We start from the raw sequence: 25032 nt of genomic DNA, 5'->3' as shown, positions 1-25032 counted from the left end.
GTAAGCTAAAAGCTTTACAATCTTGGGAGGTAGGCTTTGTTCGTATAGCCCTTCTAGGGTATGGTTTTTTGGTGAAGGTATTGATTAATACGAATTTAATGTTTTTTGCAGTTGGGGTTGTAGTGCGTGTAGGCGTAGCCCGTCGGAGACATCGCTTTGTAAAACTATACCAGGATGCTCCCAATTGATTACCTCTGGTTCTAGTGGTGAGGAAATATTTGGCCACAAAACCCAGCGACTGCCTTGAGGAAGAGTAGCAAGGCTCAGGGGGTTTTGAGTCAGCCAAATCAAGGGATAGCTTTTAGGAACTACTGAACTGGCATCTTCTAGGGCTGTGGTTGCTGCTAAGGTTTCTAGTACAAAGCGATCGCCTTTAATTAAATTTGTTGATGCTGTCCAGAGTTGCACCTCTAATTGCTGTTGCTGTGCATAAAAATACAGTGAAGCTGCGGCAATTACTGCTTGTTCAAAGTTTTCTTCTTCCCAATTACTAGCGCTGTCAAGGGCAATAACTATTTCTTGTCCACCTGTGACCATTTCTAACTCCCGCACCCTTAATTCTCCATAGCGGGCGCTAGTCCGCCAGTGGATCAGACGGGTAGGATCTCCTATACGATAAGGGCGTAGCGATCGCACCAGCCCCGTTGTCGCTGTCTGCAAGGGTCTACCACGAGGATCGCCTTTTTTGCTCTCTTCTTGCCCCATTTCGTCTACTAGGGGGCATGTAACCAAGGGTAACACTGTAGGATAGACGATCGCCATTGCAGCACAATCACGCTGACGGCGACACCAGAATAATCCCAAAGGCGCACCAGAACCCAGTTCTACTGTATTCCAGCGATATACGCCCCGGCGCTGGGTAGGGTGGTAATATAGCCAACGGTAACTACCTTGGCTAGAAATTGTTTCGATTGCCTTTTGTACTGGTTTCCCTAAGACGAAGGGTAGTATATCCTCAACTTTCAATAAACTTACAGGCTGCTGTGTCTGATTGCGGATTTCTAATTCCACCATCAGATCGTCGCCTGCTGATACAGGTTGAATGGGACGGCGGGTGATGGATAGACCTGTGAGCGATCGCGGCGGTAAGATGGCTGCTACACCTAAAAGAGCAAAACTAATGCCGCTAATGGCGTACAGCCAGCCAGCCATCGTATTGATACCTGCCCCAAAAAAACAAATAGCCGTTGCTGCTAGTATCCAACCGCCGTATGCAGGGGTACAAGCGCGGGTTTCTAACCAATTGGTGATGGGTTTGATGATTTTCATGTTTCTTTTTTAACCCAATACCACCCGAAATTCACAGTGTCTCAGGGGTTCGGCAAAAAAGCTTTTAGTTGGATTCCTCAAAAAGAGATGGAAAATTACGACGACCACTTACAACCCGTAGAATTTCAATACCATCATCTAGCACTTTGTAGAAAACGATATAGCCTTGCAAGGATACACCTCGGAGGTCTGGACGAATTTTTGCGTAACTTTTACCACTGTTTGGAAAGGCAACAAGTTGTTGGCACTTGCGGTTGAATTCACTGAAAAATCGTTCTCCTGCTTCAACGCTAGTTTCAGCAAAGTAATCGGCAATTTCATTGATAAGTAAGTCGGTGAGAATAAATCAAACTAGATTAAGTAATGTAAAAAATCTTGAGATTAGTTCGTAGTGAGGACTAAAGTCCTCAAATGATGGCTGAAGCCCTCACTACAAACCTTGAATTATTCACACCGCTCTACTTATCTCGGCTGGCAAGAATGTTGATGACGTAGCGACTCATGCTTGCGCCTGATGTCCTTGTCGAAACCGCTCTAGAACTTGGTTTACGAATGTCTCTCCATCAATAGGAGGCGTTTTATCTGAAGCTAAAATCGCCGCATCAATTTTTTCTCGCACATCTTCGATCCATTTAGCATCGGCGCGATCGTATTCATCAAGCAACCGTAAGGCAATTTCAAGGGCTTCTTCTGCGGAGCGATATTTCCCAGACTGGAGCTTGGTTTGAATAAAGCGTTCTTGATCGGGTGTGAGACTGATGCTCATAGAAAACCTCTATTCAGATTATTCACCATTTTAAGTTAAAAAACTCACCAGAATATCAACGGCGAGGAGCAATCACATATTATTAAGATATGGAATAGAGGTGGAAGATTCTTTGATGCAGTTAGTCAGTCGGGAGCATATTGAAATCTCTTCTGATGTGCGGAGTGGGAAGCCCCGCATTACTGATACACGCATTGCTGTAGAAGATGTGGCGATGATGCATTTAAAGCTAGGATATTCCTTGGTAGAGATTGCTGGTAAGTATGACCTGTCACTGGCATCTGTTTATGCAGCAATGGCTTATTACTTTGATCACCGAGACGAGATTGATCGCCGTACAGCAGAAGAGAATGAGTTAGTTGAGATACTGAAGCAAAATCATCCGTCGCGTCTTCAAGAGAAACTCAGACAGTTGAGGAATGAGTGAGCGAATTCGCTTTCATCTTGATGAAAATGTCGATCCTGCAATTGCCCTTGGCTTGCGCCGTTATGGAATTGATGTGACAACAACCAATGATGTGGAATTACGTACTCAAAGCGATGAAGTCCAGTTAGCCTTTATTCAGGAAGCACAGCGAGTACTATTCACCCAAGATGCAGATTTTTTGATTATTGCAAGTTCTAGGCTTGATCATCCTGGTATTACCTACTGCAAGAAAGGAACTCGTTCAATTGGTGAAATCATTGAAACTTTGGTTTTGATGTATGAGGTGATGACACCTGAAGAGATGGTGGGACGTGTCGAGTTTGTGTGAAATTAAAGCACCATTGAAAAACTTGCATCTTCAAAAGCATTTTGGTGGAGTCAGTTAGGAATTGTATGCACAATCTAACCAGTTTTCTGTATTTTGGTCGTTTGCATCTGTAAATTTATAATTGTATATGATGATTAAATGATGGAAGATAAGTAGAAGGTAAAAATATGACAATTACTACCAAATTAAAACAACTCTATGAAACCGATGAAAATTTATGGTTAGAAGAAACTATTGAATTATTAAAACAAAAACAGTTTAGCCAACTTGATTTAGAAAACTTAATTGAGGAATTAATCAGTTTGGGTAGAAGAGATTTAGCTAAAGGCAAAGGTCTTTTAAGGCAAATCATTATTCATATATTATTACTTCAATATTGGCAGATTGAATATGAAAGAAACTATCGTCATTGGATTGGAGAAATTAAAACCTTTAGATATGACTTAAATAATCATTTAACAACGAATTTAACAAAAAAGTTACAGGATGATTTAGAGAATATTTATCAAAGTGCGGTTGAGTTTGTGAAAATTAAAACCGATTTAAATATTTTTCTAGAAAAATGCCCTTACACTCTTGTTCAATTATTAGATGAAAATTATTTACCTTAAAAATATCAGTCTTATCTGATTTTTGTGAAATGAAAGCAGTAGTGAGAGTCCATGTCTACGACGGGCGTAGATGCAGCACTGTAATCTATGCTATGTTTGGCGATCGCTTTGTGTGAAAATATGCAAAAGAGCGATGTCTACGAAAAGCTCGCCTACGCGTTAAATCTCTTGACGAAATGCTCTAATAGCTTCTCCAGCATCAGTCTCAGCCATGAAAATGCAGCGTCTCAGTAAATCCAAATTGAGGTCATTGAGTCCGGGCAGTTGGCTGCGATCGACGCGTTCATAGCTGCCGTCATGCAGATGATAGAGCGTTAACAGCCCATCTTCCCAAAACCAGACTTCCAGTACTCCCAGAATTTTATAGCGTTCTAACTTGCTGATACCACCACTGGTAAAAACGACTTCGATGGACAAATCTGGAATCGGTTTAACGCTGCCAATGCAGTAGGACTCATCCGCTTGAACCGAGACAACCCCTTCTTTTTCCTGGGTCATTGATCGGGTTGGCTGAAAGAAAATGCCTTTTTCGACGAGAAAGGTTGTCACTAAATAACCGATGATACTTGCAAAAATTTCATGTTCGCGTCCCGGCATGAGAATCTCGATTGTATCGTCATAGTAAAACAGTCGCACACCAGGAGAACCGTCAAAACCCTTTTGGATGAACTTAAACTGTTCCCACGTCCCATAATGGACAATGCGTTGGTCGGTAGTTGGGTCGAGTAGTGGGGGCATCGCGTTCACCTCTAGCAATCCCTGCCTGAATTGTGACATACTCTTTGCCAGCATGACTATTATAAGCTTTGAAAATAATTGATTTGTTTTCGATCGCTCTTTTATGATTTACTCCATTGCGTAGGCAAGACTCGCTAACGCTTCGCTATCGGTGACGCGCAGTTCATTCAAACGGACATCCTAGCGTTGCTAAACCTTATCTAAATCGTGATTTGGTTACTCATTGCTTCAGACTGAAATGATTTCAAAGGTGTCTTGATGACCAATTCGATAAAACAAGAAATCAGAATCGAGGGTGAGAATTTGACGATACCCTGTCTTTTCAGCCGTCAAAACCAACGTTGCATCTGCTAAATCCATTGGGCGATCGCGGTATTGTTCCATCAGCGCCAACAAACGGCTGTAATCACTCTCCTGAATCTCGTAAACGGTCAGCAGTTTATCTAAAAGAAGTTGCCCCAACTGTTTTTGCATTTGCCAGCCGCCACGATGCAGGGCAAGATACATGGCTTCTGTCAGGCATGACCAGGTTGTGACGAGAGGCTTTGCCAAACGTATTACTGCAATTTTATAAGCATTGTGCTGAGGCTGAGTGGAATCAACTAAACACAATAAGACTCCTGCATCGCACAGGATCATAGCTCTAACCCTTGTTGGCGATACTTGTTGAATAGGAGTTGCTGATAGTTGCTGACTGGTTCAGGTGGAGATACGTCTAGAGAATCTACAGCCTCAAACCATTGTGACCATTTTCCCACAAGCGTTTCATCAGGCTGACTGTCAGCAATTTTAACTTGATGTTTGTGGATAACAAAATCAATGAAATCGGTCACTTCTTGCAGGAGTGGTTCGGAAAGTTGCTGCAATTTTGCAATGGTAGTTTCACGAATAGTCATGATAATTGCCTTTTTCAGTCGTCTTCATTGTTACTCAAAGATTTGATTAAATGCACGGCTAGGGCGATGGTTTCCGTAAAAATATTTACTGGCTAGCAATTTGTCTTTACCAACAACTTGAGGATCTAACATTACGCGGCGTTGATTATGCTGATTCTAGATGAGTGACCGGAATTTGTTCGGTTCTTTCAGGAGGTTTCGCTCCAGTTGCAACAGCATGAACCGCATGAAGAATATCGGCAGAATAGTACGGATTGCCACAGGTATCACAAACACCAATCGTCACATCTTCCAGGATGACGAATCCATCTCTATGTTTAAATGCCTCGCGCTTGACAATTCGAGGTTGAACAGTTCCTTCGCAATACTCGCATCTTATATTCATACATACGGCTACCCTTCAAGCTCAATGATTTCATAAACAGTGATAATCAGATACGTCCGTTGCTTGCGAAACGCCCAACAATCCCAACAGGCGTTTGTTGATCTAATGCAGTTCCTACTACTATATATTTTGTTCCTCTCGGATCATCTTTTTTAACCCGGATGACTTGACCTCTCATAACTGCCTCTTCCACATCTAAAATCGTCAGCATATCCTCAGCCATTTCTTCCATTGCATGGGCTGACATATCGTATAAATTAATAAGTTAATATGGTCTACACTGACACTCTCAAAGAAGATACTGCGCTAGTTGTTCATGAGTAGGAACGTCAGCAGGTAAGAAAGTTTTCAGTTCTTCCTTTGATGGTTTGGCTAATGCTGCTAAACGGTTACATTGAATAGCCACACAACGATCAAAGATATTTCTCACAAATCTACCATTTCCAAGTTCTCCGATTTGACGTTCAAATTGATTGACTAAATGACGCACTGCTTCCAGAGTTTTCTTTGAGAACAGATAGCCGTGCTGTTCACACCTGACTTTAAAAATCTCGGCTAACTCAGGCGGAGAAAAGTCTTCAAAATTAATTGACCTGGCAAATCTGGACTTTAGACCAGGATTAGATTCAATAAATCGAGACATTTCCTCCTTATATCCTGCAACGATAATCACCAGATCCTCTCTGTGGTCTTCCATCATTTTTAAGAGAGTATTAATTGCCTCTTGTCCAAACATATCGCCATGTCCATCTGGAACAAGAGAGTAGGCTTCATCAATAAAAAGTACACCACCTAGAGAAGATTCAACTACTTTTGCTGTTTTAGGTGCTGTTTGTCCCAAGTATTCTGCAACTAAATCAGTCCGGTCTACCTCAAGAAAATGTCCTTTTGATAGAACACCAAGATTTTTGTATATTTCACCTAGAATCCTAGCTACTGTAGTTTTGCCTGTTCCGGGATTTCCCGTGAATACAAGGTGTCTGGTGATTAAAGGAGCTTTTATACCTGCTTGAGCTTGCATCTGGGCTACTTTTGCAATATTTACCAACTCCTGAACGGTAGACTTCACATCACTCAATCCAGTCAATGAGTGAAGCTGCTGTAGACATTCCTGAAGCTCATTAGTGACTACTTTAGTGACTACTTTAGGTTCATCAGTATCAATGTGAGGTTTTTTGTCAATCTCTTTGCAAACTTCTGCTGCCCATCCATTGCCTATTTGTTTAATTTCAGTACCTAATAGCTTACGGGCTGTTTTAATTGCATCTTCTTTGGAAGGAGCTTCAGCAAAGAATAAGCAATCCATCTCCAATTGCTTTTTAGGCTTCTCTAGAAAATTATACGCATCATCAATATTACACCAAGCAGCCCAGAACCAAGAATTGCCTGAAGCACAGACACTAAAAACTGTAGAATTCCACGACATAGACATTAAGGTGTGAACATAACAAGTTATTTAGTGCTATGTTACCCACTTGACTATCAGGATACTCATCTTTCTAATACAACAAAGTAAAAAGCCCACATTAGTGGGCTTTTTAAATCAATCAAGTAACTAAACTTAGCGTTTCGCCAACTTCTTCGACATCTTCCGCAGACGAATCGATTGGGGTGTAACTTCCACCAATTCATCGGCGGCGATGTATTCCAAAGCACGCTCTAGGCTCATGTCTATCGGTGCTTGCAGTTGCACCAATTCATCGCCACCAGCAGCCCGGTGATTGGTTAACTGCTTGGTCTTACAGATATTTAGTTCCAAATCTTGGGAACGAGTGTGTTCTCCCACAATCATGCCTCTGTAAACCTTTGTGCCGGGAACAATAAAGAATGCTCCTCTATCTTCGGCATTTCTCATGGCGTAGAAGGTAGAAACGCCTTCTTCAAAGGAGATTAAAACGCCTTTGTTACGGGCTTCAATGTCACCACTCAGTTGACGGTAATCTAAGAAGCTGTGGTTCATGATGCCTTCGCCACGAGTCATCCGCATGAATTCACCCCGGAAACCAATCAAACCACGGGCGGGAATGACAAACTCTAACTGGGTGCGATCGCCACTACCTGGTTGCATATCTTGCATTTCGCCTTTGCGTTGTCCCAGGCGTTCAATACAGCTACCCACACCATCAGCAGGAATGTCTAACACCAAGAGTTCGTAAGGTTCGCAAGGTTGACCGTTGATTTCGCGGTAAATTACCTGTGGCTGAGATACCTGAAACTCGAAGCCTTCCCGACGCATGGTTTCAATTAAGATACCCAGGTGAAGTTCACCACGACCGGAAACGAGGAATTTATCGGGAGAATCGGTTTCTTCGACACGCAAAGCAACGTTGGTTTCAAGTTCGCGGAATAGGCGATCGCGTATTTGTCTTGATGTCACCAATTTGCCTTCTTGACCAGCAAAGGGCGAATCATTCACCCAGAAGGCCATTTGCAAGGTTGGTTCATCTACTTTAATTAGTGGTAAAGCTTGCGGATCATTGGGGTCAGTAATCGTTTCCCCAATATAAGCATCAGCGAAACCAGCCACCGCAACAATATAACCTGCGGTTGCTTCTTCCATCTCTATGCGCTTCAGTCCATCAAAGCCCATCAGTTTGGTAATCTTACCCTTGACAATAGTACCATCTTCTGTTACTAAAGCTGCTTGCTGTCCTGAGCGGATAGTACCGTTGTGAATTCTGCCAATCACAATCCGTCCTAGATATTCAGAATAATCTAGGGTTGTGACTTGCAATTGTAGAGGCTTATTGCTGTCACCTACTGGTGGTGGAACGTGTTGCAGAATCGCGTTAAACAGGGGTTGCATATCTACCGATTCTGCTTCCAAGCTTTCTTTGGCGAAACCTGCCATACCGGAGGCAAACAGATAGGTAAAATCACACTGGTCTTCATCTGCCCCTAATTCCAAGAACAGATCCAATACTTTATCGACAGCAACATGGGGGTCAGTTTGACCACGGTCGATTTTGTTGATGATAACGATGGGGCGCAGCCCTTTTTCTAAAGCTTTTTTGAGAACAAAGCGTGTTTGGGGCATGGGGCCTTCGTTGGCATCGACAATCAGAAGACATCCGTCAACCATGCCGAGTACGCGTTCAACTTCACCACCAAAGTCAGCGTGTCCAGGAGTATCAACAATATTGATTAGTGTTTCTTTGTAGCGAACTGCTGTATTTTTGGACAGGATAGTAATACCCCGTTCCCGTTCTAGGGCGTTGGAGTCCATAACGCAATCCGGAACGTCTTCGCCTTCGCGGAAAATGCCGGATTGTTTGAGGAGTGCGTCAACCAGGGTGGTTTTGCCGTGGTCAACGTGGGCGATAATGGCGACGTTGCGAATTGGGAGCGTCATAGAAGCTTTTGGTGAACTCTAGAGGGGGTTTATAAGATTTACATTTGAATGCTAGGCTGTTTTAACAGAATTGGGGATGATCAGCAAACTCTGTAAAGAACCTTTAACAATTCTAGCGTAATCGTCACAATTGCGGTGAGGTTTGTTAAGGCTGCATTGCGATCGCCTGAGTAAACGTCACCCTAAAAGGGGTTCCGAAATATTGAGACTTGATGCCGAAGTTTGCTTACCTTTAACCAGTTGCTCACAGCAACTGGTCTAGTTAATTGAGATGGTAGCTGGATTTACGCTGTCCTGTAGTAGTAAATTGATTTTCAATAGTAAAAATGTACTAAAATAGTAAGTGTAAGTGATCGTTAAAAACAGCTAAGATAGTTAACCAGTCTTAATTTGCGAGTCTGATTATGATTGATTGTCTAAATGTGGCTCGCTACTTCATCGTCAGAGCTTACGAAGACAGTATAGAAGCAGAAATGACCAATATGAAGGTTCAAAAGCTTTTGTATTACGCGCAAAGCTTACATTTGGCGATGTATGATGAGCCATTGTTTGAAGAAGAAATACAAGCATGGCGCTATGGGCCTGTTTGTCCTCCGGCTTACAGGTTTTATAGTGAATTTGAAGCTAAACAATTACCTATTCCTAGTCAAGAATTCCTGTTAGAGATGCCTGAGGATAAGAGACAACTTCTAGAAGAAGTATGGGAATATTTTGGTGGCTACCATGCTTATCAACTTAGTGGTATGACCCACTTGGAGTTTCCTTGGAAAAAGGCGCGTAAGGGTTTGCTACCTGAAGCTAGCTCAACAAAGGCAATTCTTCTTGAAGACTTGAAAGCATTGGGACACCAGAAACTAGACCAAATAGAGCGTGACCATCCGGCTTATCAATTCGTAATGCAAGAAATTTTAAAGGACGCTTGTACTTCGGAATCATCAACTCGTATTCGTAAAGGAGAAGTGCGTGACTGGCTCAACTCCCTTCTCGATTGAAAAATCCGATAATTTCAACCGTTCTTTCAAAAAACTTGCAAAAGCCTATAGGTCGGATTTTGTTGAGTGTATCGTAGAAGTTTTGGAAGATTTAATTGATGATCAATATCCCATCAATTCTCGTAACGAACCTTTGCCTAGAAAGATTGAATTACCTCAAGGATGGTCATTTCACAAGCTAGAGTTGAAGGTATCCAAAGGCGCTTCAGGACAAATTAGATTAATGTATTTAGTCAATACAATTGATTGTGTAATCAAGCTTGTGTGGATTTATAGCCACGAGCAATTTGAAAAACGCCCTACTGAGGTGGATTTAAAGAGCGTTCTTAAAGAAATCTTAGATTATTAATATTTTATCCGCCTGAATTTTATCCGCCTGGGGATAGAATGCAGATTTAAATATTATCTATCTAAAAGTATAAAGACAAAAATTGTAACGAAAATTTATGTTTCTCTACCCTGAGTTGTGAACGCGATCGCTCAAAAGAAAGATGGAATCTCCCTAACCTCTGTGTCAAGGTTATATCAGTAAGAATTACGAACACTTTGCCGAGGAGAACACGGATGGTAGCTACTTTAGATGATACGAAACGCAATGCTATTGCTGTAAAATTGGCAAGTATCAAAGCCCTCCAACAATTAGTCATCGAAAATGAGCAATTGCTTTTGAGCCAAGGACTTGATGCCGAGATTGGCGATCGCATTCGGAATTTCATCAAAGATGACGAAAAAAATCTTGGCGTTCTAGAAACTGTAATTGGTCAGTATGGAATTCAGGCTGAACCCAAAAAAAATGTTACAGAATTCATTGAAATAGCTCGTGAATTGTTCAAAGGTTCTGAGTTAAGCCTGTATGAAAAAGTATCTCAGCATGAATTGCTGAAACATCAAATAGTAATGAGTGGCTTGATAGTTCACAAGGCTGCTCAAAAAGTTGGTGCTGACGTTTTACTAGCGATCACACCTTTGAATACCGTTAATTTTGAGAACCGCGCTCATCAAGAACAACTCAAAGGTATTCTGGAAATTCTGGGTGTCCGTGAACTAACTGGACAAGATGCAGATCAAGGAATTTGGGCACGGGTTCAAGACGCTATGGCTGCGGTAAGTGGTGTAGTAGGTAGTGCTGTTACCCAAAGCAGTGATAAAAAGGATCTAAATATCCAGGATGTCATCCGCCTCGATCACAACAAGGTAAATACCCTATTTACCGAACTTCTGCAAAGCGACAATCCACAGAAGATCCAAGAGTATTTCGGTCAAATTTACAAGGATCTAACTGCTCACGCCGAAGCTGAAGAGGAAGTAGTATATCCAAGAGTACGTCCTTTCTACGGTCAAGATAACACCCAAGAACTGTTTGACGAGCAAGCTGAGATGAAGCGGGTGTTAGAGCAAATTAAGGGTATCAGCCCTTCTTCATCTGAATTCAAAGATCAAGTTACACAGCTTATGCAAGCTGTTGGCGACCACATTCGTCAAGAAGAAAGCACAATGTTTGCTGCGATTCGCAACAACTTGAGCACTGAGCAAACCGAGCAACTGGCTACTGAATTCAAAGCCGCTAAGACCCGAATTCAAGAGAAATTGGGCGTTGTTAGCGAATCGAATGTGTAGGATGCTTTCGAGCTTTCTATAGCCGCTAAAAAAAGTTAGTTAAACAAAAACTCCCAGCGCTTATTTATGTGCTGGGAGTTTTTGTTTACGAATTTTGCTGACAATATTTATAGGCGGCATAGGCCATAGTTACAACGCCAGTGATAATGGCAGATTCATCGACTTCAAATTGGGGATGGTGTAACGGGTGGTTAATGATTCTTTCTTTATAGCCGACACCCAAGCGAAACATGGAACCAGGGACGTGTTCCAAATACATAGAAAAATCTTCAGCACCAAGAGAAGGTTCGGGTAAGACTTGAACGCGATCGCTACTCCAAGCTTCTTCTGCGGCTGATTGTAATAATTGCGTCAAGGTATAATCATTTTGGACGCTGGGTACGCCCTGGCGATAATTAACTTCATACTTTGCCCCGTAGGTATGACAGACATTAGATACAATGTTTTCAATCCAGTTCGGGAGATGGGCGCGGGTTTCGGGATGGAGCGATCGCACGGTTCCCAATAACTGCACTTTATCAGCAATAATATTCGGCGCTCTGCCACCGTTAATTTTCCCTATGCTCAATACTACAGGACGCAAGGGATTTTGTGTCCGGCTGATGGCTTGTTGCAGTGCAGTAATGATTTGGCAAGCAATCCAAATTGCATCAATCGCCTCATGGGGACGCGCCCCGTGCCCAGATTCTCCCATAATCAGAATTTCTAAATTATCAGCGGCCGCTGTCAATGCCCCGTAACGCACGCCAATAGATCCTGCCGGGATAGAAGGGAAAACATGAATCCCTAATATAGCCGAGACGTTTTCCATCGCCCCATCTTTCACCATCCAGCTTGCCCCTTGAGCAATTTCCTCCGCGGGCTGAAATAAAAACCGCACTTTCCCACCCAACTCCTCTGCCACTTGGGACAGTACCATCGCTGTTCCTAACCCCACGGTGGTGTGGACATCGTGACCACAAGCGTGCATAATACCCTCTGCGCCAGAGGCATATTCCAAATTCGTGCGCTCTTGAATTGGCAAGGCATCCATATCGGTGCGAATTGCCAATAAACGGTCATTTTGGCTAGTGCCTTGGAGTTCTCCAATCACGCCCGTTTTGCCAACTCCCTCTTGTACGTGCAGACCACTGGAAGATAAAACACCAGCCACGAAAGCTGCTGTTTGGTACTCCTGACCGCTAAGTTCTGGGTGAGAGTGGATGTGGCGGCGGATTTCAATTAAGCGGGGCGCTAGTTTTGCTGCTAAGTCTTTAATATGGGTAAGCATGGATTCAATTAATCTACAGGCTTTTTCCCATGATAAAGAATTGTTAACAAACAAAATGCTCTTTGCCATCCATATAAGGATAGTTGAGAACAAGCAGAGGGTCAGAGGAAGCAGGGGGAGAAGAATTAATAACCAATATCCAATGCCCCATGCCCAATGCCCAATTAAAGTAGTTTATCTTGAATAACAGGTTGTGCCTAAGGTATTTTCGGGTTTGAACTGGTTACATATTCTAAGATTTTGACGCTCTAACGACCAGTCATAAGCTTTCTCGGAGGTGACGACACCATTAGCCATAGTTGTTAGTCGGAAGTTAGCCCCCCGAAAATTGGTAAACTGCAATTTAGCATCTTTTAAGTTTGCTGCTTCCAAATTGGCGCTGATGAAACCGGCATAAGACAGATCGGCATTTTCCAGGGATGCTGATTTCAAATTTGCTCCTGTTAAAGAAGCACCACTGAGATTCGCCGAATTCAGAATCGCACCTTCTAAATTTGCACCGGTGAGATCGGCATTCGTGAGATTAGCTTGAGATAATGTAGCACTGCTCAAGTCAGCCCCTCGCAAATTTGCTCCAGCTAAATTCAATCGAGTTAGGTCAGCACCACTCAAATTACACCGGGGACAGGCACTTGTTGCCTTCAATTGATCCAAGTCTAGCTGATTTAATGCAAGGGCTTGCTCTGCAAACCCAAAACAAGCTAACAGGACGACGGTAGCAACAATATTAAGTTTCATCTTTTTTACTGATATCCCCAAAAAGGACAATTTACGCACATTGCATACTGTTATATTTACATATACCGCTTCCCTAAGGAAGAATAGGGATGAAGCATTGATTAAGAAGGTGTAAAAATACTATGAATTCTAATCGTAAAACTACTCAAACTGAAATATAGGCTATAGAATCGATTCGTAAGCAACTATACCGAACCAATTATAGACTACTAGATATGTGATCCCCCTAGCTCGATGAAAAATACGACTAGGGGGATCTTGTTTTTGGGCACTTGATTAATTACGAATTATTTTAACGCCATCCCAAAAGGCGCAATCCAGGGACAATTAGGTAGTAACTCACTCCTAACCAGAAGCTGATAAACAAACCTACAGAACCAAAAAAAATCAGAGGCTTGTATAACTCCGACCAGCCTGGTTGACTAGAAAATTCCCAGATAGTCGGTGCTAACCTCAAACTAATCAAAACTGCATAGGCGATCGCACTACCAAAGGCAGCGAACACAGCGTAGACTATGTGATGGCTGCGAAGACCTAAACTCAAGGTGAGTAGGGAAACTGCGAGTAAAATCACTGCCACTAAGCCCTCGCCGCTATCTTTTGGTGTAATTAATTGCAAAATCAACCAGCCGAAGCCATAGCTAATCATGCCCATCAGCGACGCTACTAAAAACCGCCGTCGTTGACCAAAACACCCGGATACTGTCAGTCCCCAAGCGGTTCCCCAGCCTGCTGCGACGAATACCAAAATATCTGCCCCGAAGACAGGTTGAGTATTTGGCACTAATTGGTTTTGCTGACTCCAAATAAATTCCACAACCTGACGACCCAAGCTGGTGCGATATGCCAAAATAAAACCTGCGATCGCACCAAAACAAGCGCCGATACTACTCAGGATCATCGCCCAAATCGTCGCCAAACAAGCTTGGAAAATTTTGATAATCGCCTTGGCGATGAAAATAACGGTTTTGGTTACAGCTTGGCTAAACTTAGCTAAAGCTTGTTCAATAGCTTGCCTTAGCAGTGTAAATCTCCGGGATGCTTGCGTTGAAGCTTGCTTAACGTTGTCCCGCAGTTGAGAAAACAACCCTGGCGGCGGTAATGGTTGAGAAATCTTCGCCAACCGTTTTTGAATTATCGCTGCATTTGGCGGACGCGATCGCACATCCGCCTGCACCATTTCATCTAGCAAATCTGCTAGTTGGGGGTTGACATTTATCGTAGTTCGCCAGAGCAATTTCCCCGTTTGCTGATCTTCCAACTCTAGCGGGTACTTGCCTGTTAGTAGCTCAATTATCGTTCGACCAAGGGCATAAAAATCGGCACTTGGCCCGACAATACCTCCAGTCACCTGTTCTGGTGGACTGTACCCAGAAGAAAATAAACGCGTGGAACTAGACTGAGAACGCAGTTTAGAGGCGCTAAATTGTTTTGCCCCGCCAAAATCAATTAGTACCAGGCGATCGCCCCCTGTTTGCCCTTGAGGCAGGGTTACAGATGGCGAAGAGGTGCCCAGCATTAAATTAGAAGGTTTTATATCCCGGTGAATAATCTGACGTTTGTGTAATTCCTGTAAAATCTGTATAGCTTGGGCAAACCAGTTTAAAACCAAATCCTCTGGACACCCTTGGGGAAACTTTTTTAATATCTCCTCTAAAGTCCGCCCATTGATTTTTTCCATTACCAGACAAGGCAGTTGATGCGGTTTGGGATTAAACAGTTTTACGTGAAAATATCCGTCAGCATCGACTCTGGGGACACCCGGATGCTGCAAGCTAGATAAAACCGCCGCCTCTTGGGTAAATAATTCTAGTGCCTTTGGTGAATCTTCTACCAACACTTTTAACACTTTCTCGGTTTGAGTTTTTTCATCCCAAACCGTGTAAATTTGAGCAAATCCTCCCGATCCCAATGGCTGAATTGGAACATAGCGGTCTAACAACTCTAGCGGTGCGCCACAGCTGTTGCAAAATTTGTTTCCCCAAGGCTGAGGATAAGGACGTTGACAATCAGGATTTATGCAGTGAACCGCCCTCTGAGTGATGTGGGACACAACCGCTACAATACAAAGGCTGACTTGATTTTAGCGTTTCTTTAGGTTTCCTGATTTTAAAATAGGCAAAAGGAAAACCCTCATAGAATCTATGAGGGCATTCGTTTACATCTATATCAGTCCTTAATTACGAAAACTTCTCTTACTCTGTCTATGCTTGGCAACTTCTTTGCGCTTGCGTTTTTCTAGGGGCGTTTCAAAATGACGATGCTTTCTCATGTCTGGAAAAATTCCAGCCTTGGAAACTTCTCGCTTAAATCGCCGTAAGGCTGACTCAATGTGTTCATTGTCACCTACAATTACTTGGGTCATTATTTCTCCTACTAAGTTGACTTAATCAATCGGTATGCAGGCGGTAACATTGCAAAAAAAAGACAGACTCCTTGTCTGACCTTAAGACTCTAGGTAAATTTTTTTGTTTCCAAGGTTAGTAGCGTCCGCCGCGTCCGCCACCGCCGCCACCGTATCCTCCTCTGTTACCACCACCAAAGGAACCTCTATCACCTCTATCTTCCTTGGGTTTAGCCTTATTCACTTTCAGGTCACGACCCATCCACTCAGCACCGTCGAGAGCTTCAATGGCAGCTGTTTCTTCAGCGTCAGTTCCCATTTCCACAAAAGCAAAGCCTCGCGGACGACCTGTTTCACGGTCAGTAGGTACTTGAACTCGCTTTACAGTACCATATTCTGCAAAAATACCACTTAAATCTTCTTGTGTAACGTCATAAGAGAGGTTACCTACATAAATTGACATCGATTCTCTCCAAAATCATCACTGTGTAGAGATTTTAATTTCTCTGGGAAGTCTGTAAATACTAAAAGGAAAAAGCCTTTCAATACTAAAATCAAAGATATCACCCAATTAACTCTCTTAATCTAGGATGACATACGAGCTAACTCTCTGCATCCAGTAGATAGTTAACAGATAGTTAACCAGTGATGCGATCGCCTCGGTGCGATCGCCCGCCCCCACCTACCATAAGTACAGCCCACCGCAAAAAGGGTTGGAAATGGAAGAAGATAAATTCTGTAGGGTGATACAGGAAATCAGACATGCAGGGGCGCATCTTTAATATCCGAATTGAAATTTTGACTGCATTAACCATAAAGCATTACTCCAAAATTTTAATATGAAAGGCAAAGTCAGGCAACAATTAACAATTCAAAATTCAAAATTCATGCTTTGTCCCTTGCGCGTCTGGTAGAGAAGAGAGTTACATAGCGCAGCCTCTTCTGTTTTTAGGCTGCGCCAACGAGTCAGAGGCTCGTTCTCTGGTTCCCATGCTCTACATGGGAACGAGTCAAGCCTGATCAAGCTAGCTTTTTAGGACTTGTGTGTACACCGTAGGCTTGCTCTTATACCAATTCTGTATGAAGATGCGCTAAACCATATTTAATAGGACTTACGCACTCGCAACGAAAATAAAGGGTTTGCGATTGCTTCCCTACGGTCGCAATGACGGAAATACGTTATCGCTGCGTAAGTCCTATTTAAGTACAAGAAAGAAAAACGAACCGCGTACTCCTGCGGAGGACAAGCTACGCGTTAGCGTCTCCCCTTCTCCCAAAGGGAGAGGCTAACGCCAAGGGAGAAGGACGCGTTCGCGTAGCCTCTCCAAGAGTTGGACGCGAAGAAATAAATTACTCAAATAAACGAACCACAGAGGCACAGAGAAGCCAGTGCATTGCGGGGGTTCCCACGCCACTTGCTTTATGCCGGGGAACCCGTCCACCGCAGTGGCTCCCCGTTGTAGCAACTGGCGCGACACAGAGGAATGAGGAGGAGAGAGTTTTTTCGTCAGTTTTTGGGGTATTTTTTTATTTGGAAGTCCCTTAGATCAGCACGAAAGACTTTCTCGGCCTCTTTATAGTCGCCCTTAGCCAAAAGCACAGCGCCCAAAGATTCCCGCGTGGGAAAGTACCAGTCTGGTAGTTCCGCGTAATCGAGAGCATCTTCTGCTACTACTGCTTTTTCTAGTAATTTGATGGCAGATTCATAATCATGCTTTTCTCTAGCGATTTTGGCATCTAGAACTTTTGAGGCAATGTCTAAAATAGGACTGGCAGGACTGAATCCAATAGTTGCTTCGTTGGAAATTACCTGTTTGGCAGCCAGTAATGCCCGACTTTCGCTTGCTGCATCTTCAAGTTTGCCTGTGGCTGCGCTTGCCATGCCGCGAGCAAAATGCCAAAGTGCTGTAGTGGTGGGCAATTTCTCATCGGGGGCAAGAGTTTTCAAGATGGCATCCCAGTCACTAAAGCGTGTCTGAATCAGCATTTTGCTGCCCAGGAATCCCTCAAGCATTGGTGCATAGGGGTCAATAGCAGTAGCATTTGCGACTAACGTCTCTGCCGATTGCAGGGCATCTTTATATCTTCCTGCCATACTGCTGGCCACCATGAGAAAATATACGTTGTGGTTGTAATACATCATGGGGTAAGTGCCCTGGACTTGATATTTTTTGATGTAAATATCATCTTGAGCGATCGCCTGCTTATTTGCCTGCATTGCCCCTTGATAATCTCCCAGAGGAAAATAAATATGGGAAGGCATATGTAGCAAGTGTCCCGCCCCTGGCGCTAGGCTTGGGAGTCGTTTGGCACTCACAAGCGCCCGTTCTGGAAAAGGCGAGGCTTCCACCGCATGAATATAGTAATGATTAGCTCCGGTATGATTCGGGTTACGTTTGAGAACAGATTCTAAAATAGCCACAATTTCTTCTGTATCTGGCTGTGGCTTGCCATCTTTAGTCCAGTGCTGCCAAGGATGCAGATCCATCAAGCTTTCAGCGTAAAGCGTCGCCGCATCCAAATCATCAGGATAGCGCTTGACTAGGGTTGCCATTGCTTTTGCGTAGTAAAGCGCTAGTTGATATAAGTCTGCATCAGGATTTTGAGAGTAACGTTTTGCTAAGGCGGTAATGTAGTCTCGTTCTTGGGCAGATGCTTGGGTGGAAAGTGCCAAAGCTTGCTGTACCGCTTGGTAAGCAGCTAATTCTCGGTTGGGGTCGATTGCTAAGTTAATATTAGGGCCTAGAGCCAGAGCAATACCCCAATATGCGATCGCCAAATGTGGATCGAGTTTGGCAGCGTATTGAAAAGAACGCACCGCCTCATCATGATTGAAGGCGTAAATCAAATTTAATCCCTGATCGAAAAACTCTTGCGCTTGGGGATTAGAAGTGGAAACTGGATGGTGGATTGTCCCAACTCCAGGTATTAAAGTATAGGGCTGTCTTGCTTGAGCGTAGACGTAAAGCGGCTTGTCGTTAGCGATCGCTGCACTAGGAGCGACTAAAGAGAGTATAAGCACCCAAACTATAAATAAGTACTTCATTGTCTATATTCTTTTTCTTCAAGCTCTTTTTTATTTATATCCAAATACCACATCTCTCAAGAGGCAATTTATTGGCAAATAAGAGCAGCACGGTGTTTCTTATAAATATTAAACCCTGCAAACACAATCATTGGAATTAATATAGGAAATCCGATGAAATGTTAACAAATGTATCAGCTTGCATCCTAGAGTCTACATATTGGGAGTTTGTATTTGGTTGAGTACTAGAATGCGATCGCATAAATACCTTCACAAATCCTACAAGTAAGAAGCTACAAATAAAGGTGGATATTTGTTCCTGCTCATAAATTAATCACAAGTACTACTAGTGCAGCATAGCGCAAGGGACGCGGACTTGTTGGCGCGGCCTTTGCAAGAGTTGAAGCTGTGCTATTACCCACCAAACTTGTGATGGTTGAAACCCTCCGCCAAAAACTAGGTATAAAAATTCAGATATAAAAACTAAAATCTGCTTTATTACTTATTTAAATAATCTTAAGAAAATCTAAATATTAAAAGTTTATCCCTGTTAGGGGGATTGCCCTGTAAAAAAAAATGTGGTTTTCTGAAAACGTTAGTAGTAAATTAAACCAAGTAATTAGAGGAGTTAGAATGTTTCTGCCAAAAATTAAAACGCTGCTCATAGCAGCAGCTATTTTGCCATGCTTTATCCAACCAGCATCAGCGCATGTTGTCTGGTTTGATTACAAAAATGGCGAATATGATATTTTGTTTGGACATCCAGAAGATGGCCCAGAACCTTATGAAATCTCTAGATTAAAACAAGCAATAGTTTATGATATTAACAAACAAGTTCTTCCTTTTGATCTAAATCAAAAACAAGATGCTTTATCTCTAACTGCTGGTAAAAATGTAGCAGCTATCCAAGGTTTTTTTGATAATGGCTATTTTGCCACATTATCGAATAATGAATCTCTCCGCATCACAGAACAGGACATTCCTAAGTATGATAATGTTGGTCATTACCTCAAATACACCAAGGCTTTTTATGATTGGTCTGATGCTTTAGCCAAACCATTCAATTTGCCATTAGAAATTCTACCTCTACAAAACCCTTTAGCTATTGCTCCAGGTGGAAGCTTACTAGTTCAGGTATTATCTGAAGGTAAACCAATTACCGATGCTGTTACAGTAGAATATCTTGGTCAAGTAGTAGCAAAAAACTTAGATGGCACTTTTTCCATACCCATTACTCAAAAAGGGCTAGAGCAGCCTATTGAGGCTAGCTACTCACTTCCATCTAAGGGGAATTTGACTATTTCTTATGAAACCAGCTTCACAGCACAAAACATCTCCGTGCCAGAACCTTCAGCTTTATTAGGATTAGGTTTTTTTGGATTACTTGTTTTATACAACAAAAAGAAGTTAGTGCTGAATAAATAGCACAGTAATTCTAATTAAGTAGGTAGGCGGGAAAATTCATAACTAGACCAACGTAATTCATAATTAATAATTAGTAATTCATAATTTAAAGACGTTCGCAGGCTCCTTCGCACTGCCCTATCAGTCTGAGCTAATGAACCTCCACGCTCTTTAAGACCACGCTCATTAAAAATTAGTGTGGGCTACTGTACCCATTCTTTAATTATGAATCATGAATTATGAATTATGAATTATTTGGTCATTGCAAGTAGAACGTTCGCGGTAGCGTCTCGTAGAGAAGTGAAACGTTAGCAAAGCGTCTCGTAGAGAAGAAATCGCAGAGGTTTCAAACATTTTGTATTTCATTAGATAGTTAGGTTTGTTTGTGCTTACCTACTTATCATAAAAAGCAGGTATCTACAAAAGTTTGTAAGGGCAGCACCATACCAATAATTTTTTGTCTGCCTACTTTTTAGTTTTCGCCAGCTACAGGTAGACGGATAGTGAATGTACTACCCTGCCCTGGTTCAGATGTGACATCGATTGTGCCTTGATGTGCTTCGATAATGTAGCGAGATAGATATAGTCCCAAACCACTACCAGAACGCTGGTGTTTACCTTGGCGAAATCGCTCGAATAATATTGCCTGATCTTGTTTAGAAATTCCTGGCCCTGTATCTTGGATATCAATAGCCACAGCTACCGGAGTATGATAACAGTGAATATATACAGAACCTTTATCTGTAAACTTGATGGCATTGCCGATGATATTTGTAAAAACTCGCCGCAGTTCTACGCGATCGCCCATGACGGTGCTTGCAGTTTCACTTTTATCAAGGTTTACAGCTAATCCTTTTTCTTCAGCTAAGGGAGTTAATTCTTGGGAAACTTCACTAACTAATTCTTGAATATTGCAGGGAGAAATTTTTAAAGTTTTACAGCCCGCTTCATGACGATAAACTTCTAGCAAGGTATTTACCATTTCCAGCAGGTCTTGATTACTGCCAATCATGGTATCAATTATTTCTTGCAATTGTGGCGAAACTTCGCAAAACCTGCCTTCCAGCAATAATTTTAATACGCGGTTGGAGGCTACCAGGGGTATACGTAAATCGTGAGTAAAACGAGAGACAAAATCTGCCCGCAGGTTAGCCATCTGATCTCGTTCGTCGATACTATGCTTGAGGCGCAGGAGCGATCGCACTCGTGCATGTAGTTCATCAGGATCGAATGGTTTACGAATAAAATCATCTGCACCAGCATCGAGTCCTTCAACAACGCTAGACTCATAGTGAGCCGTGAGCAGTAGAATAGGGATAAATGGCAACGCCTGATTCTGTCGGACGCGTCGAGTAAATTCATAGCCATCGATCTCCGGCATCATCACATCTAAGAGAATTAAGTCTGGCGGTGACTCCTCAACCATAGCCAGAGCAATTTTACTATCTTCCACCAAGTTAATCTCATAGTCCTTATCTTCTAGGACTGCTTCTAAGACCAGTAAATTGTCAAAAACATCATCAACAACGAGAATTTTATCTTTTTTGACAGTTTTAGTTAAAGACATGGCTACTAAATAAAAAAAAGAAGTGCTTGGCTATCCCTAGCAAATCTAGTAATAGCTTATTTGACTAGTGCTGAGATTATTAAGGGTTTAAAGTTTCCTGAATTAAATATTTTTCTTTTTAAGTAATTATACTGTTGCTTTATTTATTTAATGTACGAATTGATAATAACAGCTATTTTTAGTTAAATAGACTACGCAGTAGGGGCACAGAAAAAGCTCATACGTGTAAACTTAACGTGAAAGTTAGTCTAGAAGGAGCATTTAAAGATTGTCTCGAAAAGAAGTCTCAGACTCTTAATGGATAATGGGGGGCGGCACCACAATCAGGTGCATTTCCAGCCATTCGGCTCTTAACGAGGTTTGAAAAGGAGTTTTAGCTTAAGTTGACACCAATGAGCATTGCTGTGCCCCGACGACAGATATGATTCAAATAAATATTCAGATGTCTAATGAAAAATTGTTTACCATAAAACATCTATTCTCAGGTTTTTGATTGAATTATATTGATTGTTATATCGAAATTGCTTTAGAAAAACTTCCGAGATCAGGTTATTTATGTCCAATGGTAGATGAATTTAGGGGAATAATACCAAACGCATTGCTTTTTGTATAAAATTCCGAATAGAAGAACGAGATTATTTTAATCTGTACTTTAGATAGATAACAGTAAAATTAAGCAACTATGAGTGAAATCAAGATCCTCGTGATTGAAGATCACAACCTTACGAGAATCGGCTTACGGGCTGCCTTGCAAACCCAGCCAGAGTTAAACATTGTTGGTGAAGCAGCCAATGCAGCCGATGGCATCAAGCTTCTGAAAACTCTCAAGCCTGATGTTGCTACTATTGACATTGGTTTGCCTGACATGGATGGTATTGAGCTAACACGCACATTTAGGCAATATCAAGCAGAGAATGAAGATTATACAACAAAGCTGCTGATTTTAACCATGCAAAATAGCGAACAGGCAGTTTTAGCAGCATTTGCAGCAGGTGCAGATTCTTATTGCATGAAGGATATCGAAACTGAAAGACTAGTTGAGGCTGTGCGAACGACCTATGCAGGTGCATCATGGATCGATCCAGCGATCGCAGACCTTGTACTACAGCAAATACGTCAAGATTTCCCCGATGGTAGCAGAGGCGCAGCTGGAAAAAGAGTCTTGATTGAAGGTATTGACCCAGATGTTGAGAAAAGTATAGTCAGCTATCCTTTAACTCATCGGGAGATGGATGTTTTAGAGTTGATTGTCGCTGGGTGTGACAATGCAGAAATTGCTAAAAGGCTTTATCTAACAGTCGGTACTGTAAAAACTCATGTTCGAGGTATTCTAAATAAACTCTGTGTTGCTGACCGTACACAGGCTGCTGTCCGTGCTTTGCGGGCTGGATTAGTACCGTGAGCAACTAAATAGCCATCATCAAGTGCGTACACAAGACCAGGCGATAATCTTTCTTCCCCAGTCCCCAGTCCCCAAAAGCGGTTAACTGGAAAAAATATTTATGAAGAATTTGTTACAAAGTTTAGTAGAATGACATAATTGACAAATAAGTATTTTTCCTCATATACATGATAGCGGATCAATTTCCCTGGCTTACCGCGATTGTCTTGCTGCCACTCGTTGCTTCCCTGCTCATCCCTGTGCTACCTGATAAAGATGGCAAGCGCGTGCGGTGGTATGCACTTGGTGTAGGTATCGCAGACTTTGCTTTAATGTGCTACGCGTTTTGGAAGCATTACGATGCCAGTAGTGCTAGTTTTCAGCTCGTAGAGAGTTATGCTTGGGTGCCTCAGTTAGGTTTGAACTGGGCGGTATCAGTCGATGGACTTTCAGTTCCCTTTGTGCTTCTAGCAGGATTTGTCACCACACTCTCGATGTTTTCGGCTTGGCAAGTTGATCACCGACCCCGCCTCTTTTATTTTTTGATGCTGGTGCTGTATTCCGCACAGGTAGGGGTGTTCGTTGCCAAAGACTTGCTCCTATTTTTCATTATGTGGGAAGTAGAGTTGATTCCCGTCTACCTACTAGTCTGCATTTGGGGTGGGCAAAGGCGTCGGTATGCGGCTACGAAATTTTTGTTGTATACCGCAGCAGCTTCTATATTTATTTTGGTGGCAGCCCTAGCAATGGGGCTATACGGCGGCGGTGATATGACATTTGATATAACCGCCCTCGCCAGGAAAGAATATCCCCTTGGTCTACAACTGCTACTTTATGCAGGGTTGTTGATTGCATTTGGTGTCAAGCTTGCTGTTTTCCCAATGCATACCTGGTTGCCTGATGCTCACGGCGAAGCATCTTCTCCTGTGTCGATGATTTTGGCTGGTGTATTGCTGAAGATGGGCGGATACGGGCTGATTCGCCTGAATCTTGAGTTGCTTCCCGATGCACACATTTACTTTGCGCCGGTTTTAGCGATTCTGGGTGTTGTGAATATTATCTATGGTGCATTGAACTCCTTTGCTCAGACAAATATGAAGCGGCGTTTAGCTTATTCGTCGATTTCTCACATGGGGTTTGTCCTGCTTGGGATTGCGTCCTTCACTGATTTGGGAATCAACGGCGCGATGTTGCAGATGATTTCGCATGGTTTGATTGCATCGGTGCTGTTCTTTTTAGCAGGTGTTACTTATGATCGCACCCACACAATGGTAATGAAAGATATGGGCGGTGTTGGTCAAGCCATGCCCAAAGTCTTTGCCCTGTTTACAATCTCCGCGATGGCATCCCTGGCACTTCCGGGTATGAGCGGCTTTCCTGGCGAACTATCGGTATTTGTTGGTCTGACAAGCAGTGACGTTTACAGTTCGACTTTCTGCACCGTCACGGTTTTTCTCGCCGCAGTTGGAGTCATCCTCACACCTATCTATCTACTTTCCATGCTGCGAGAGGTATTTTATGGTGACGGTGGAGCACTCATCTGCGACATTGATAATGCAGGCTTGGAAAATCAAGAAGATGACGGAACAGTTTGTTTTGGTACAGACTGCTTCGTGCCAGAAGAGGCAGTCTACGACGATGCTAGACCGCGTGAGGTGTTTATCGCTGCCTGTTTTCTGGTGTTGATTATTGGTATTGGTTTCTATCCCAAAATGGCGATGCAGATGTACGACGTGAAGACTGTCGCAGTCAATGCTAATCTTCGCCAGTCTTATGCCATAGTTTCGCAAACAAATCCCCAGATTTATGCGAAGGGATTCTTGGTTCCACAAATTTCCGAGGTTGAGGTAGCGCCCGTTTTGGGAACTTTGAAGTAAGTTTTTTGACCAATAGACTTGTCGAAAAGAGCGATCGCTAACTTC

27 protein-coding genes are annotated in these 25032 nt (G+C 42.7%); 9 read left to right on the top strand and 18 right to left on the bottom strand.

The window, feature by feature from the left end:
- Positions 1 to 84 precede the first annotated feature (84 nt).
- From HWQ23_RS20020 to HWQ23_RS20010, 3 genes are all read right to left on the bottom strand, one after another.
- Positions 85 to 1269 carry a DUF58 domain-containing protein gene (locus HWQ23_RS20020; protein WP_292831707.1) on the bottom strand — a complete coding sequence of 395 codons (1185 nt, stop codon included), beginning with the start codon at positions 1267 to 1269 and terminating at the stop codon, positions 85 to 87.
- 64 nt (positions 1270 to 1333) lie between these two features.
- A complete protein-coding gene (locus HWQ23_RS20015; protein ID WP_292831757.1) occupies positions 1334 to 1585 on the bottom strand; it encodes a type II toxin-antitoxin system RelE/ParE family toxin in 252 nt (83 codons plus the stop codon).
- A gap of 183 nt (positions 1586 to 1768) precedes the next feature.
- Positions 1769 to 2035: a ribbon-helix-helix domain-containing protein gene (locus HWQ23_RS20010; RefSeq protein WP_292831704.1), complete on the bottom strand. Its 267-nt coding sequence runs from the start codon at positions 2033 to 2035 to the stop codon at positions 1769 to 1771.
- 115 nt (positions 2036 to 2150) lie between these two features.
- On the opposite strand from HWQ23_RS20010, the gene HWQ23_RS20005 reads away from it, so the two are divergent.
- The 3 genes from HWQ23_RS20005 (at position 2151) to HWQ23_RS19995 (ending at position 3401) form a co-directional block, all read left to right on the top strand.
- Positions 2151 to 2462 carry a DUF433 domain-containing protein gene (locus HWQ23_RS20005; protein ID WP_292831701.1) on the top strand — a complete coding sequence of 104 codons (312 nt, stop codon included), beginning with the start codon at positions 2151 to 2153 and terminating at the stop codon, positions 2460 to 2462.
- Positions 2455 to 2790, top strand: a complete 336-nt coding sequence (locus tag HWQ23_RS20000) for a DUF5615 family PIN-like protein (RefSeq protein ID WP_292831698.1) — start codon at positions 2455 to 2457, stop codon at positions 2788 to 2790. The genes HWQ23_RS20005 and HWQ23_RS20000 overlap by 8 nt, the downstream gene beginning before the upstream one ends.
- A gap of 167 nt (positions 2791 to 2957) precedes the next feature.
- Positions 2958 to 3401, top strand: a complete 444-nt coding sequence (locus tag HWQ23_RS19995) for a DUF29 domain-containing protein (RefSeq protein WP_292831695.1) — start codon at positions 2958 to 2960, stop codon at positions 3399 to 3401.
- 159 nt (positions 3402 to 3560) lie between these two features.
- Here HWQ23_RS19995 and HWQ23_RS19990 read toward each other — a convergent pair whose 3' ends face one another.
- The 7 genes from HWQ23_RS19990 to typA all read right to left on the bottom strand — a co-directional run bounded on the left by HWQ23_RS19990 (position 3561) and on the right by typA (position 8772).
- Positions 3561 to 4178 carry a Uma2 family endonuclease gene (locus HWQ23_RS19990; RefSeq protein WP_292831693.1) on the bottom strand — a complete coding sequence of 206 codons (618 nt, stop codon included), beginning with the start codon at positions 4176 to 4178 and terminating at the stop codon, positions 3561 to 3563.
- 189 nt (positions 4179 to 4367) lie between these two features.
- Positions 4368 to 4778: a type II toxin-antitoxin system VapC family toxin gene (locus HWQ23_RS19985; RefSeq protein ID WP_292831690.1), complete on the bottom strand. Its 411-nt coding sequence runs from the start codon at positions 4776 to 4778 to the stop codon at positions 4368 to 4370.
- Positions 4775 to 5035 (bottom strand): DUF2281 domain-containing protein, encoded by a 261-nt coding sequence (locus HWQ23_RS19980; RefSeq protein ID WP_292831687.1) that lies wholly within the window; start codon positions 5033 to 5035, stop codon positions 4775 to 4777. Before HWQ23_RS19980 ends, HWQ23_RS19985 begins: the two co-directional genes overlap by 4 nt.
- A gap of 145 nt (positions 5036 to 5180) precedes the next feature.
- Entirely contained in the window at positions 5181 to 5420 is a 240-nt protein-coding gene (locus HWQ23_RS19975) for a YgiT-type zinc finger protein (protein ID WP_292831684.1), read from the bottom strand.
- Positions 5421 to 5466: 46 nt separating this feature from the next.
- Complete coding sequence (locus tag HWQ23_RS19970) at positions 5467 to 5667, bottom strand: DUF4258 domain-containing protein (RefSeq protein WP_292831681.1); 201 nt, start codon at positions 5665 to 5667, stop codon at positions 5467 to 5469.
- Between the two features lie 42 nt (positions 5668 to 5709).
- The gene (locus HWQ23_RS19965; RefSeq protein WP_292831678.1) at positions 5710 to 6846 is read right to left on the bottom strand and encodes an AAA family ATPase; all 1137 of its coding nucleotides are present in this window, start codon (positions 6844 to 6846) and stop codon (positions 5710 to 5712) included.
- Positions 6847 to 6981: 135 nt separating this feature from the next.
- Positions 6982 to 8772: a translational GTPase TypA gene (typA, locus tag HWQ23_RS19960; RefSeq protein WP_292831675.1), complete on the bottom strand. Its 1791-nt coding sequence runs from the start codon at positions 8770 to 8772 to the stop codon at positions 6982 to 6984.
- A 404-nt stretch (positions 8773 to 9176) separates the two neighbouring features.
- Between typA and HWQ23_RS19955 the strand changes: the two genes are divergently transcribed.
- From HWQ23_RS19955 to HWQ23_RS19945, 3 genes are all read left to right on the top strand, one after another.
- Positions 9177 to 9764 (top strand): Panacea domain-containing protein, encoded by a 588-nt coding sequence (locus HWQ23_RS19955; protein ID WP_292831672.1) that lies wholly within the window; start codon positions 9177 to 9179, stop codon positions 9762 to 9764.
- Positions 9736 to 10113 carry a hypothetical protein gene (locus HWQ23_RS19950; RefSeq protein WP_292831669.1) on the top strand — a complete coding sequence of 126 codons (378 nt, stop codon included), beginning with the start codon at positions 9736 to 9738 and terminating at the stop codon, positions 10111 to 10113. The genes HWQ23_RS19955 and HWQ23_RS19950 overlap by 29 nt, the downstream gene beginning before the upstream one ends.
- A 215-nt stretch (positions 10114 to 10328) precedes the next feature.
- Positions 10329 to 11381, top strand: a complete 1053-nt coding sequence (locus tag HWQ23_RS19945; protein WP_292831666.1) for a hemerythrin domain-containing protein — start codon at positions 10329 to 10331, stop codon at positions 11379 to 11381.
- Between the two features lie 85 nt (positions 11382 to 11466).
- Here HWQ23_RS19945 and HWQ23_RS19940 read toward each other — a convergent pair whose 3' ends face one another.
- From HWQ23_RS19940 to HWQ23_RS19910, 7 genes are all read right to left on the bottom strand, one after another.
- Entirely contained in the window at positions 11467 to 12651 is a 1185-nt protein-coding gene (locus HWQ23_RS19940) for a M20 family metallopeptidase (protein ID WP_292831663.1), read from the bottom strand.
- A gap of 174 nt (positions 12652 to 12825) precedes the next feature.
- Positions 12826 to 13389: a pentapeptide repeat-containing protein gene (locus HWQ23_RS19935; protein ID WP_292831660.1), complete on the bottom strand. Its 564-nt coding sequence runs from the start codon at positions 13387 to 13389 to the stop codon at positions 12826 to 12828.
- A 292-nt stretch (positions 13390 to 13681) separates the two neighbouring features.
- Positions 13682 to 15442: a serine/threonine protein kinase gene (locus HWQ23_RS19930; protein ID WP_292831657.1), complete on the bottom strand. Its 1761-nt coding sequence runs from the start codon at positions 15440 to 15442 to the stop codon at positions 13682 to 13684.
- Between the two features lie 123 nt (positions 15443 to 15565).
- Complete coding sequence (gene rpsU, locus HWQ23_RS19925; protein ID WP_012407716.1) at positions 15566 to 15754, bottom strand: 30S ribosomal protein S21; 189 nt, start codon at positions 15752 to 15754, stop codon at positions 15566 to 15568.
- A gap of 115 nt (positions 15755 to 15869) precedes the next feature.
- Positions 15870 to 16196, bottom strand: a complete 327-nt coding sequence (locus HWQ23_RS19920) for an RNA recognition motif domain-containing protein (RefSeq protein WP_292831654.1) — start codon at positions 16194 to 16196, stop codon at positions 15870 to 15872.
- A gap of 175 nt (positions 16197 to 16371) precedes the next feature.
- On the bottom strand, positions 16372 to 16548 hold the full coding sequence (locus HWQ23_RS19915; RefSeq protein ID WP_292831651.1) for a hypothetical protein: 177 nt from the start codon (positions 16546 to 16548) through the stop codon (positions 16372 to 16374).
- Positions 16549 to 17240: 692 nt separating this feature from the next.
- On the bottom strand, positions 17241 to 18779 hold the full coding sequence (locus HWQ23_RS19910) for a tetratricopeptide repeat protein (RefSeq protein WP_292831648.1): 1539 nt from the start codon (positions 18777 to 18779) through the stop codon (positions 17241 to 17243).
- A 555-nt stretch (positions 18780 to 19334) separates the two neighbouring features.
- Here HWQ23_RS19910 and HWQ23_RS19905 point away from each other — a divergent pair.
- Complete coding sequence (locus tag HWQ23_RS19905) at positions 19335 to 20183, top strand: DUF4198 domain-containing protein (RefSeq protein ID WP_292831645.1); 849 nt, start codon at positions 19335 to 19337, stop codon at positions 20181 to 20183.
- A gap of 451 nt (positions 20184 to 20634) precedes the next feature.
- On the opposite strand, the gene HWQ23_RS19900 is transcribed toward HWQ23_RS19905, so the two are convergent.
- Complete coding sequence (locus tag HWQ23_RS19900) at positions 20635 to 21729, bottom strand: hybrid sensor histidine kinase/response regulator (protein WP_292831642.1); 1095 nt, start codon at positions 21727 to 21729, stop codon at positions 20635 to 20637.
- Positions 21730 to 22411: 682 nt separating this feature from the next.
- Between HWQ23_RS19900 and HWQ23_RS19895 the strand changes: the two genes are divergently transcribed.
- Together HWQ23_RS19895 and HWQ23_RS19890 are read left to right on the top strand one after the other, a co-directional pair.
- The gene (locus tag HWQ23_RS19895; protein WP_292831640.1) at positions 22412 to 23131 is read left to right on the top strand and encodes a response regulator; all 720 of its coding nucleotides are present in this window, start codon (positions 22412 to 22414) and stop codon (positions 23129 to 23131) included.
- A gap of 167 nt (positions 23132 to 23298) precedes the next feature.
- Positions 23299 to 24987, top strand: a complete 1689-nt coding sequence (locus tag HWQ23_RS19890; RefSeq protein WP_292831637.1) for an NAD(P)H-quinone oxidoreductase subunit 4 — start codon at positions 23299 to 23301, stop codon at positions 24985 to 24987.
- Positions 24988 to 25032 lie beyond the last annotated feature (45 nt).

This window comes from Nostoc sp. JL33, from assembly GCF_017114985.1.
Lineage (GTDB): Bacteria > Cyanobacteriota > Cyanobacteriia > Cyanobacteriales > Nostocaceae > Nostoc.
The sequence above is the reverse complement of the archived record's forward strand: the minus strand, read 5'-3'. Positions and strand labels throughout refer to the sequence as shown.

Coding starts and splice junctions, on each gene's coding strand:
- HWQ23_RS20020 (WP_292831707.1), bottom strand. CDS start 1,269: ATGAAAATCATCAAACCCATCACCAATTGGTTAGAAACCCGCGCTTGT.
- HWQ23_RS20010 (WP_292831704.1), bottom strand. CDS start 2,035: ATGAGCATCAGTCTCACACCCGATCAAGAACGCTTTATTCAAACCAAG.
- HWQ23_RS20005 (WP_292831701.1), top strand. CDS start 2,151: ATGCAGTTAGTCAGTCGGGAGCATATTGAAATCTCTTCTGATGTGCGG.
- HWQ23_RS20000 (WP_292831698.1), top strand. CDS start 2,455: ATGAGTGAGCGAATTCGCTTTCATCTTGATGAAAATGTCGATCCTGCA.
- HWQ23_RS19995 (WP_292831695.1), top strand. CDS start 2,958: ATGACAATTACTACCAAATTAAAACAACTCTATGAAACCGATGAAAAT.
- HWQ23_RS19990 (WP_292831693.1), bottom strand. CDS start 4,178: ATGTCACAATTCAGGCAGGGATTGCTAGAGGTGAACGCGATGCCCCCA.
- HWQ23_RS19985 (WP_292831690.1), bottom strand. CDS start 4,778: ATGATCCTGTGCGATGCAGGAGTCTTATTGTGTTTAGTTGATTCCACT.
- HWQ23_RS19980 (WP_292831687.1), bottom strand. CDS start 5,035: ATGACTATTCGTGAAACTACCATTGCAAAATTGCAGCAACTTTCCGAA.
- HWQ23_RS19975 (WP_292831684.1), bottom strand. CDS start 5,420: ATGAATATAAGATGCGAGTATTGCGAAGGAACTGTTCAACCTCGAATT.
- HWQ23_RS19970 (WP_292831681.1), bottom strand. CDS start 5,667: ATGTCAGCCCATGCAATGGAAGAAATGGCTGAGGATATGCTGACGATT.
- HWQ23_RS19965 (WP_292831678.1), bottom strand. CDS start 6,846: ATGTCGTGGAATTCTACAGTTTTTAGTGTCTGTGCTTCAGGCAATTCT.
- typA (WP_292831675.1), bottom strand. CDS start 8,772: ATGACGCTCCCAATTCGCAACGTCGCCATTATCGCCCACGTTGACCAC.
- HWQ23_RS19955 (WP_292831672.1), top strand. CDS start 9,177: ATGATTGATTGTCTAAATGTGGCTCGCTACTTCATCGTCAGAGCTTAC.
- HWQ23_RS19945 (WP_292831666.1), top strand. CDS start 10,329: ATGGTAGCTACTTTAGATGATACGAAACGCAATGCTATTGCTGTAAAA.
- HWQ23_RS19940 (WP_292831663.1), bottom strand. CDS start 12,651: ATGCTTACCCATATTAAAGACTTAGCAGCAAAACTAGCGCCCCGCTTA.
- HWQ23_RS19935 (WP_292831660.1), bottom strand. CDS start 13,389: ATGAAACTTAATATTGTTGCTACCGTCGTCCTGTTAGCTTGTTTTGGG.
- rpsU (WP_012407716.1), bottom strand. CDS start 15,754: ATGACCCAAGTAATTGTAGGTGACAATGAACACATTGAGTCAGCCTTA.
- HWQ23_RS19920 (WP_292831654.1), bottom strand. CDS start 16,196: ATGTCAATTTATGTAGGTAACCTCTCTTATGACGTTACACAAGAAGAT.
- HWQ23_RS19915 (WP_292831651.1), bottom strand. CDS start 16,548: ATGGTTAATGCAGTCAAAATTTCAATTCGGATATTAAAGATGCGCCCC.
- HWQ23_RS19910 (WP_292831648.1), bottom strand. CDS start 18,779: ATGAAGTACTTATTTATAGTTTGGGTGCTTATACTCTCTTTAGTCGCT.
- HWQ23_RS19905 (WP_292831645.1), top strand. CDS start 19,335: ATGTGGTTTTCTGAAAACGTTAGTAGTAAATTAAACCAAGTAATTAGA.
- HWQ23_RS19900 (WP_292831642.1), bottom strand. CDS start 21,729: ATGTCTTTAACTAAAACTGTCAAAAAAGATAAAATTCTCGTTGTTGAT.
- HWQ23_RS19895 (WP_292831640.1), top strand. CDS start 22,412: ATGAGTGAAATCAAGATCCTCGTGATTGAAGATCACAACCTTACGAGA.
- HWQ23_RS19890 (WP_292831637.1), top strand. CDS start 23,299: ATGATAGCGGATCAATTTCCCTGGCTTACCGCGATTGTCTTGCTGCCA.